The sequence below is a fragment of the uncultured Candidatus Thioglobus sp. genome, from assembly GCF_963981275.1.
Taxonomy (GTDB): Bacteria; Pseudomonadota; Gammaproteobacteria; order PS1; family Pseudothioglobaceae; genus Thioglobus_A.
Map to the genome: position 1 here is coordinate 1 of NZ_CAXCCZ010000049.1, position 6,481 is coordinate 6,481.

Below are 6,481 nucleotides of genomic sequence, written 5' to 3' on the forward strand. Positions count from 1 at the left end.
GATCTACTCATGCAAGACGGGCAATGCTGTGGCGCTTATATCTTAAATAAAGCCACACATCAAGTTGAAAGTTTTATCGCTCATAAAACCATACTGGCAACAGGAGGCGCTTCCAAAGTTTACCTCTACACCTCTAATCCCGATACCTCAACCGGAGACGGTATTGCCATGGCAAGTCGTGCAGGTTGTCAGATCGTGAATATGGAATTTGCCCAGTTTCACCCTACTTGTTTGTACCATCCACATGCAAAATCTTTTCTGATTTCAGAAGCCATTCGCGGAGAAGGTGGCAAACTTCATCTACCTAATGGTGAAACGTTTATGCACAAATACGATGAACGTGGTGAGCTTGCGCCTAGAGATATTGTCGCCAGAGCGATCGATTCAGAAATGAAATCTGCTGGCCTAGATTGTGTCTACTTAGATATTTCATTTAAAGGTGAAAAGTGGATTAAACAGCATTTTCCTACCATCTATTCTAAATGCCTGACTTTTGGAATAGATATTTTAAAAACCTCTATTCCTGTTGTCCCAGCAGCACATTACACTTGTGGTGGTATTGATGCTAACTTACAAGGCTTAACCAATATTACTAACTTATATGCCATTGGTGAAGTCGCACATACTAACGTACACGGTGCAAATCGCATGGCGAGCAACTCTCTATTGGAGTGTATTGTATTTGCAAAATCTTGTGCTCAAGATATTAATCAACAAGTGTTGGCAACTTCCCATTGTCAATTTGACCCCTGGGATGCTTCTCGAGTTGCCCCTTCTAAAGAGAAGGTGGTGGTGACACATTTATGGGATGAAGTGCGTCTAATTATGTGGAATTTTGTTGGTATTGTGCGATCTGATAGGCGTCTAAATTATGCACAACACCGACTTGATCAAATCGAGATGGAAGTTAATGAATACTACAGTTTATATCTCATATCGAGTGATTTAGTCGAGCTCAGAAACCTGGTTAAAACCGCACAAATTATCATCAAATCTGCACTCTCTAGAAAAGAAAGTCGTGGATTGCACTACAACGAAGATCATCCCGAGCAATCTGTTCAGGCAAAAAACACTATAATATAACCATGTTACTCCCCATCCTACATTATCCAGATAAGCGCCTTAGAACCAAGGCTGTGCCGATTGAAAAAGTTGATGACGCCATCCGCTCTTTGGTCAAGGATATGTTTGAGACAATGTATGAAGCGCCCGGAATTGGACTAGCGGCAACACAAGTTGACCACCATATTCGCCTAATTGTCATCGACACTTCAGAAGATAAAAGCCAGCCACTATGTTTTATCAATCCTAAAATTATTGAAAAAGATGGAGAGCTTGAATGGGATGAGGGCTGCTTATCAGTACCCAATTACTACGAGTGCGTAACCCGGGCAAACCATATCAAAGTCCAAGCGCTCAACGAACAAGGCGAGATGTTCGAGCTTGAAGCGCAAGAGCTGCTCGGGGTGTGCATTCAGCATGAAATTGATCATTTAGATGGCATCTTGTTTGTAGATCATCTATCCAAACTCAAGCAAAGACGCTTGCTTGAAAAAACCAGAAAATCTCAAAAATAACGCCACTCGTGTCAATTCAAGTCGGCCCTTATCAGCTTAACTCTATTGCGCTACTAGCACCCATGGCTGGCACTAGTGACAAGCCTTTTAGAATGCTGTGCAAATCTCTAGGTGCCGGGCTAACCACCTCAGAGATGGTGGTGATACAAGCGCATTTACTTAACACCAATAAATCTAAATATCGTCTAGACTTCAAGGGTGAAACAGCCCCAATTAGCATACAAATCGCAGGATCAGAAGCACAAGAGCTGGCGCACTCCGCACAAAAAGCGGTTGAATTTGGTGCAGACATTATTGACATCAACATGGGCTGCCCTGCTAAAAAAGTCTGCAATAAAGCCTCTGGTTCTGCTCTCATGCAGGATGAAGTGCTGGTCAAAAATATCCTAGAGTCAGTAGTGTCGGCCGTTAATATTCCAGTAACTTTAAAAATGAGAACAGGCTGGGATGCTGATAATAAAAACGCACCAACCATTGCACAAATTGCTGAGCAAGCCGGTATCCAGATGCTCAGCGTACACGGGCGTACCAAGGCGGATAAATATAATGGCATGGCTGAATACGACACCATTAAATCGGTCGTTAATCAAGTTAACATTCCTGTCATTGCTAATGGCGATATTATTAGTGCCAAGAAAGCTCAACAAGTATTAGACTACACGAATGCCTCAGGCGTTATGATTGGGCGAGCGGCCCAAGGAAATCCTTGGATATTTTCAGAAATTAACCACTACCTTAACACCAAAGAAATATCCGATTTAATCCCACTTGAAGAGAAAAAAACTACCATTCTTAAGCATATTCAACAAATTTATGATTTTTATGGCGATTTTTTGGGATTGAGGCTCGCCAGAAAGCACATTCTTTGGTATGCTACGCACCTTGACAAGAATCATATGCAGCAATTTTGGCAAACTGTCAATAAAATTACCAACCGTGAACAACAATTTACACTTTTTGAAAACTATTTAAACCAGCTATGAACCCCACTGACTTGCCTGCTTGCATCAATGCAAAATTAACTCGCTACTTCGAGCAATTGTCTGGCGAACAGACGTCTGGCGTACACAAAATGGTCATGCAGGAAACTGAATCCGTAACTCTTAAATTTGTATTAGACATGGTTGAGCAAAATCAAAGCGAAGCTGCAAGAATCCTAGGCATGAATCGCGGCACTTTAAAGAAAAAAATCGAACTTTACAAACTGTAAAACTTTATAATTACATTTTGTAATTATTACACTTCTATCAAGGGAATAAAATGGCCATACAACGTGCTTTAATCAGTGTTTCTGATAAAACCGGGATTCTTGAACTCGCTCAAGCTTTAGCAGACAAAAATATCGAAATTCTTTCAACCGGTGGCACTGCCAAGCTTTTAGCAGACAACAACATTCCTGTCATTGAAGTGTCTGACTACACTGGATTTCCAGAGATGATGGCAGGTCGTGTTAAAACTCTTAATCCAAAAATTCATGGCGGCATCTTAGCGCGTCGTGGACTTGATGAGCAAGTGATGGCTGATAACGATATCAACCCTATTGACTTGGTTGTGGTTAATCTATACCCTTTCCAAGCGACCATTGCTAACCCTGATTGCACACTTGAAGACGCGATTGAAAATATCGATATCGGTGGCCCTGCTATGTTGCGCTCTAGCGCCAAAAATCATGCATCTATTACGGTCGTTGTAGATGCTTCAGACTATTCAACAGTGATTGACGAGATCAACGCCAAAGGTGACACCACACTTGAAACTCGCACCAAACTTGCACTTAAAACATTTGAGCATACAGCTCAGTATGACGGCGCTATTGCTAACTACCTAGGCAAAGGTGAAGATGGATTTTCCAATACCATGAATTTACAATTTCACAAAACGCAATCGATGCGCTACGGTGAAAACCCACATCAAAATGCGGCTTTTTATGTAGAAAACAACATCAGCGAAACATGTGTTGCATCTAGTACCCAATTCCAAGGAAAAGCCATGTCATACAATAACATGGCCGATGCAGACGCCGCTCTAGAATGTGTACGCAGTTTTGATGCACCTGCTTGTGTGATTGTTAAGCATGCCAACCCTTGTGGCGTTGCTGTTCGATCTAACATTTTTGAGGCTTATGATGACGCTTTTAAAACTGACCCAACGTCAGCTTTTGGCGGAATTATTGCTTTCAATAGAAAGTTAGACAAAAAAACTGCTCAAACAATTATCGACCGTCAGTTTGTTGAAGTTATCATCGCACCAAGTATCGATAACGATGCTAAAGATGTGTTGTCAGCCAAACAAAATGTTCGTGCATTAGAATGTGGCGACTTATCTAACGCCCAACCATCGCTTGACTATAAGCGTGTTACTGGTGGCCTATTAGTACAAGATAAAGATCTTGGTGTCGTTGGCGAAAATGACATTAAATGTGTTACCGACCTAACACCATCAGCTGAACAGACCAAAGACTTACTATTTGCCTGGAAAGTAGCCAAAGCCGTCAAATCTAACGCTATTGTTTACGTTAAAAATGAAATGACTATTGGCGTAGGTGCAGGTCAAATGTCTCGCGTTTACTCAGCCAAAATTGCTGGTATTAAAGCCGCTGATGAGGGGCTTGTGGTTGAAGGCTCAGTGATGGCATCTGACGCCTTTTTCCCATTCCGTGACGGTATTGATGCTGCAGCGGAGGCTGGCATCAAAGCCATTATCCAGCCGGGTGGCTCAATGCGCGATGAGGAAGTTATTGCAGCAGCAAATGAGCACGGCATTGCCATGGTATTTACGGGAATGCGTCACTTTAAACATTAGGGAAAAATTATGTCTGTAGAAGCTATAACTGTCTTTCCGATGATTCACTCGATTACCATCGATAAAGAAAAAAATCTGGTCACTGAATTGGTACAAGATATCAATGATGTAGAAGGCATTAGGGCAAACCTACTTGAATCTGTTGCCACGGTTAAGATGTATGAACGGATCAATTTCTACCCTTTAAAAAAACCTGAATTTATCGATGATGTTATGGGCAGCTTTGCACAAATGGGTTTGAGCCGACACATCACCATTTCGGATAACACATATCATGAAATCAATGGCTATCTAGGTTGTACGCGCGTATGGGAATTACCACTAGTCCTTAGGGATCAAGTAGAAAAAGCGCTAGTTGGCTATGAAGTAGAATATGATTCAGACACTTGGGAAATACTAAATATTTCTGAATTAGAGGAATAGCCATGAATATTGACCACTACATTAAAGATGTCGCCAACTTTCCCAAGAAAGGCATTATTTTTAAAGATATTTCACCCCTATTAGCCAATCCAAAGGCGTTTGCTTATGTGGTTGACAACATTGCCAGCAAATATAGTTCAGGCTCTATTGATAAAATTGTTGGCCTGGATGCTAGGGGTTTTATTTTTGGTGCAGCAGTGGCGTACAAAATGGGTGTACCGTTTGTCATGGTACGCAAGCCTGGAAAATTGCCAGACCAATGCATCAGTGTGGACTATCAACTTGAATATGGTCAAAATACTTTTGAAATCCATGAAAACTCTATTCAGAAAAATGACAAAATACTTATTGTTGATGACTTATTGGCCACAGGTGGCTCTGTTAAAGCGGTAACTCAGCTTATTAGAGAGCTGGAAGCAACTGTTATCGCACTTGAGTGTGTCATTGAGCTTAGCTTTTTAAATGCTAGAAATAATCTAGATATCCAAGTCAACACGCAAACAGCCTATGACTAAAATCGGCATTGTTTGTGCTATGAGTGAAGAAGTAGATAAGATTGTCACTGCTTTTAATCTTCAAAAAATAAATACCGATCTAGGCTACAAGATTTATCAAAATCAACAAATAACTCTTATTGAATCTAGCATTGGCAAAGTAGCCAGCACATTGGCAGCATCGGTGTTAGTTAATCATGAAAGCATAGATAGGCTTATTAATATCGGTCTGGCGGGTGCGCTCAAAAACACACCCGTTGGATCGGCTTATTTTGTAAGCTCAGTTACTCAACATGACGCCTTTATTCCTTTTGAGGAGTATCAACCAGACATGTATCAAGATATAAATTGTGTTGTTCCAGCCCACGTCAAAAATACAGCAACCCTTGCTACGGGCGATCAATTTATTGACAATATTGAACAGATTGATAGTGATGCTGATCTAGTTGATATGGAAGGTTTTGCTGTTGCTTATGTAGCTAAAAAGCACCACCTTCCAATTACGATAATCAAAGGGGTTTCTGATGATGCTAATAGTAGTAGCGAGGCCGAATTATTTAAAAATCTCACCATCGCCATGGATCAAACCATCGCCCTGCTTAAACAAGTGATCTAACTAAGAATTCTCACTCTGAAAGTTCTACCTTTAAGCTTATCATTTTGAATCTTTTTTAGTGCGGATTTAACCAGGCCTGACTCTACAGCAACGTAAGACCAATTGCTAGAGACAGTTATTTTTCCAATGGCTGATCCCGGAATGCCATCTTTTCCAGTCAACCCACCAACAATATCGCCAGGACGAAGCTTTTGTTTTTTACCGCCATCAATTTTCAGTGTGGTCATGGTTGGTTTTTTAATCGGCCTATCAAGCAGATCATCACTTGGCAAAGCATCATCAGTAATTTCAATCTCTAATGCGTCTAACTTTCGTGTTTCTCTATCACCATATAACGTGGCCGCAATACCGCTACGCCCAGCTCTACCCGTTCGACCAATACGATGCACATGCACCTCTGGATCGTGTGCTAAATTAAAATTCACCACCAAATCAAGCGCCTCAATATCCAAACCTCTAGCCGCCACATCAGTTGCCACCAAAACTGATACACTCTTATTAGAAAATCGAATCAATGCCTGATCACGCTCACGCTGATCAAGATCGCCATGGATGGCCAGCGCATAAAA

The 6,481-nt window shown here is 41.3% G+C and carries 9 protein-coding genes; 8 read left to right on the top strand and 1 reads right to left on the bottom strand.

The window, feature by feature from the left end; all coding sequences use genetic code 11:
• The 8 genes from ABNR88_RS06755 to ABNR88_RS06790 form a co-directional block, all read left to right on the top strand.
• Nucleotides 1–1,083 (top strand): FAD-binding protein (locus tag ABNR88_RS06755; RefSeq protein WP_291929228.1); only part of this gene is annotated, 1,083 nt, incomplete at its 5' end.
• A gap of 2 nt (nt 1,084–1,085) precedes the next feature.
• Complete coding sequence (gene def, locus ABNR88_RS06760) at nt 1,086–1,577, top strand: peptide deformylase (protein WP_291929226.1); 492 nt, start codon at nt 1,086–1,088, stop codon at nt 1,575–1,577.
• 14 nt (nt 1,578–1,591) lie between these two features.
• Nucleotides 1,592–2,560: a tRNA dihydrouridine synthase DusB gene (dusB, locus tag ABNR88_RS06765; RefSeq protein ID WP_291929230.1), complete on the top strand. Its 969-nt coding sequence runs from the start codon at nt 1,592–1,594 to the stop codon at nt 2,558–2,560.
• Nucleotides 2,557–2,787, top strand: a complete 231-nt coding sequence (locus ABNR88_RS06770; protein ID WP_291929223.1) for a helix-turn-helix domain-containing protein — start codon at nt 2,557–2,559, stop codon at nt 2,785–2,787. Before dusB ends, ABNR88_RS06770 begins: the two co-directional genes overlap by 4 nt.
• Nucleotides 2,788–2,837: 50 nt before the next feature.
• On the top strand, nt 2,838–4,379 hold the full coding sequence (gene purH / locus ABNR88_RS06775) for a bifunctional phosphoribosylaminoimidazolecarboxamide formyltransferase/IMP cyclohydrolase (RefSeq protein WP_291929221.1): 1,542 nt from the start codon (nt 2,838–2,840) through the stop codon (nt 4,377–4,379).
• A gap of 9 nt (nt 4,380–4,388) precedes the next feature.
• Nucleotides 4,389–4,802: a hypothetical protein gene (locus tag ABNR88_RS06780; RefSeq protein ID WP_291929217.1), complete on the top strand. Its 414-nt coding sequence runs from the start codon at nt 4,389–4,391 to the stop codon at nt 4,800–4,802.
• 2 nt (nt 4,803–4,804) lie between these two features.
• The gene (locus ABNR88_RS06785; protein ID WP_291929214.1) at nt 4,805–5,317 is read left to right on the top strand and encodes an adenine phosphoribosyltransferase; all 513 of its coding nucleotides are present in this window, start codon (nt 4,805–4,807) and stop codon (nt 5,315–5,317) included.
• Nucleotides 5,310–5,912: a 5'-methylthioadenosine/S-adenosylhomocysteine nucleosidase gene (locus ABNR88_RS06790; protein ID WP_291929211.1), complete on the top strand. Its 603-nt coding sequence runs from the start codon at nt 5,310–5,312 to the stop codon at nt 5,910–5,912. The genes ABNR88_RS06785 and ABNR88_RS06790 overlap by 8 nt, the downstream gene beginning before the upstream one ends.
• Here ABNR88_RS06790 and ABNR88_RS06795 read toward each other — a convergent pair.
• A partial coding sequence (locus tag ABNR88_RS06795; RefSeq protein ID WP_348670219.1) for a DbpA RNA binding domain-containing protein occupies nt 5,909–6,481 on the bottom strand: 573 nt, incomplete at its 5' end. The genes ABNR88_RS06790 and ABNR88_RS06795 overlap by 4 nt on opposite strands.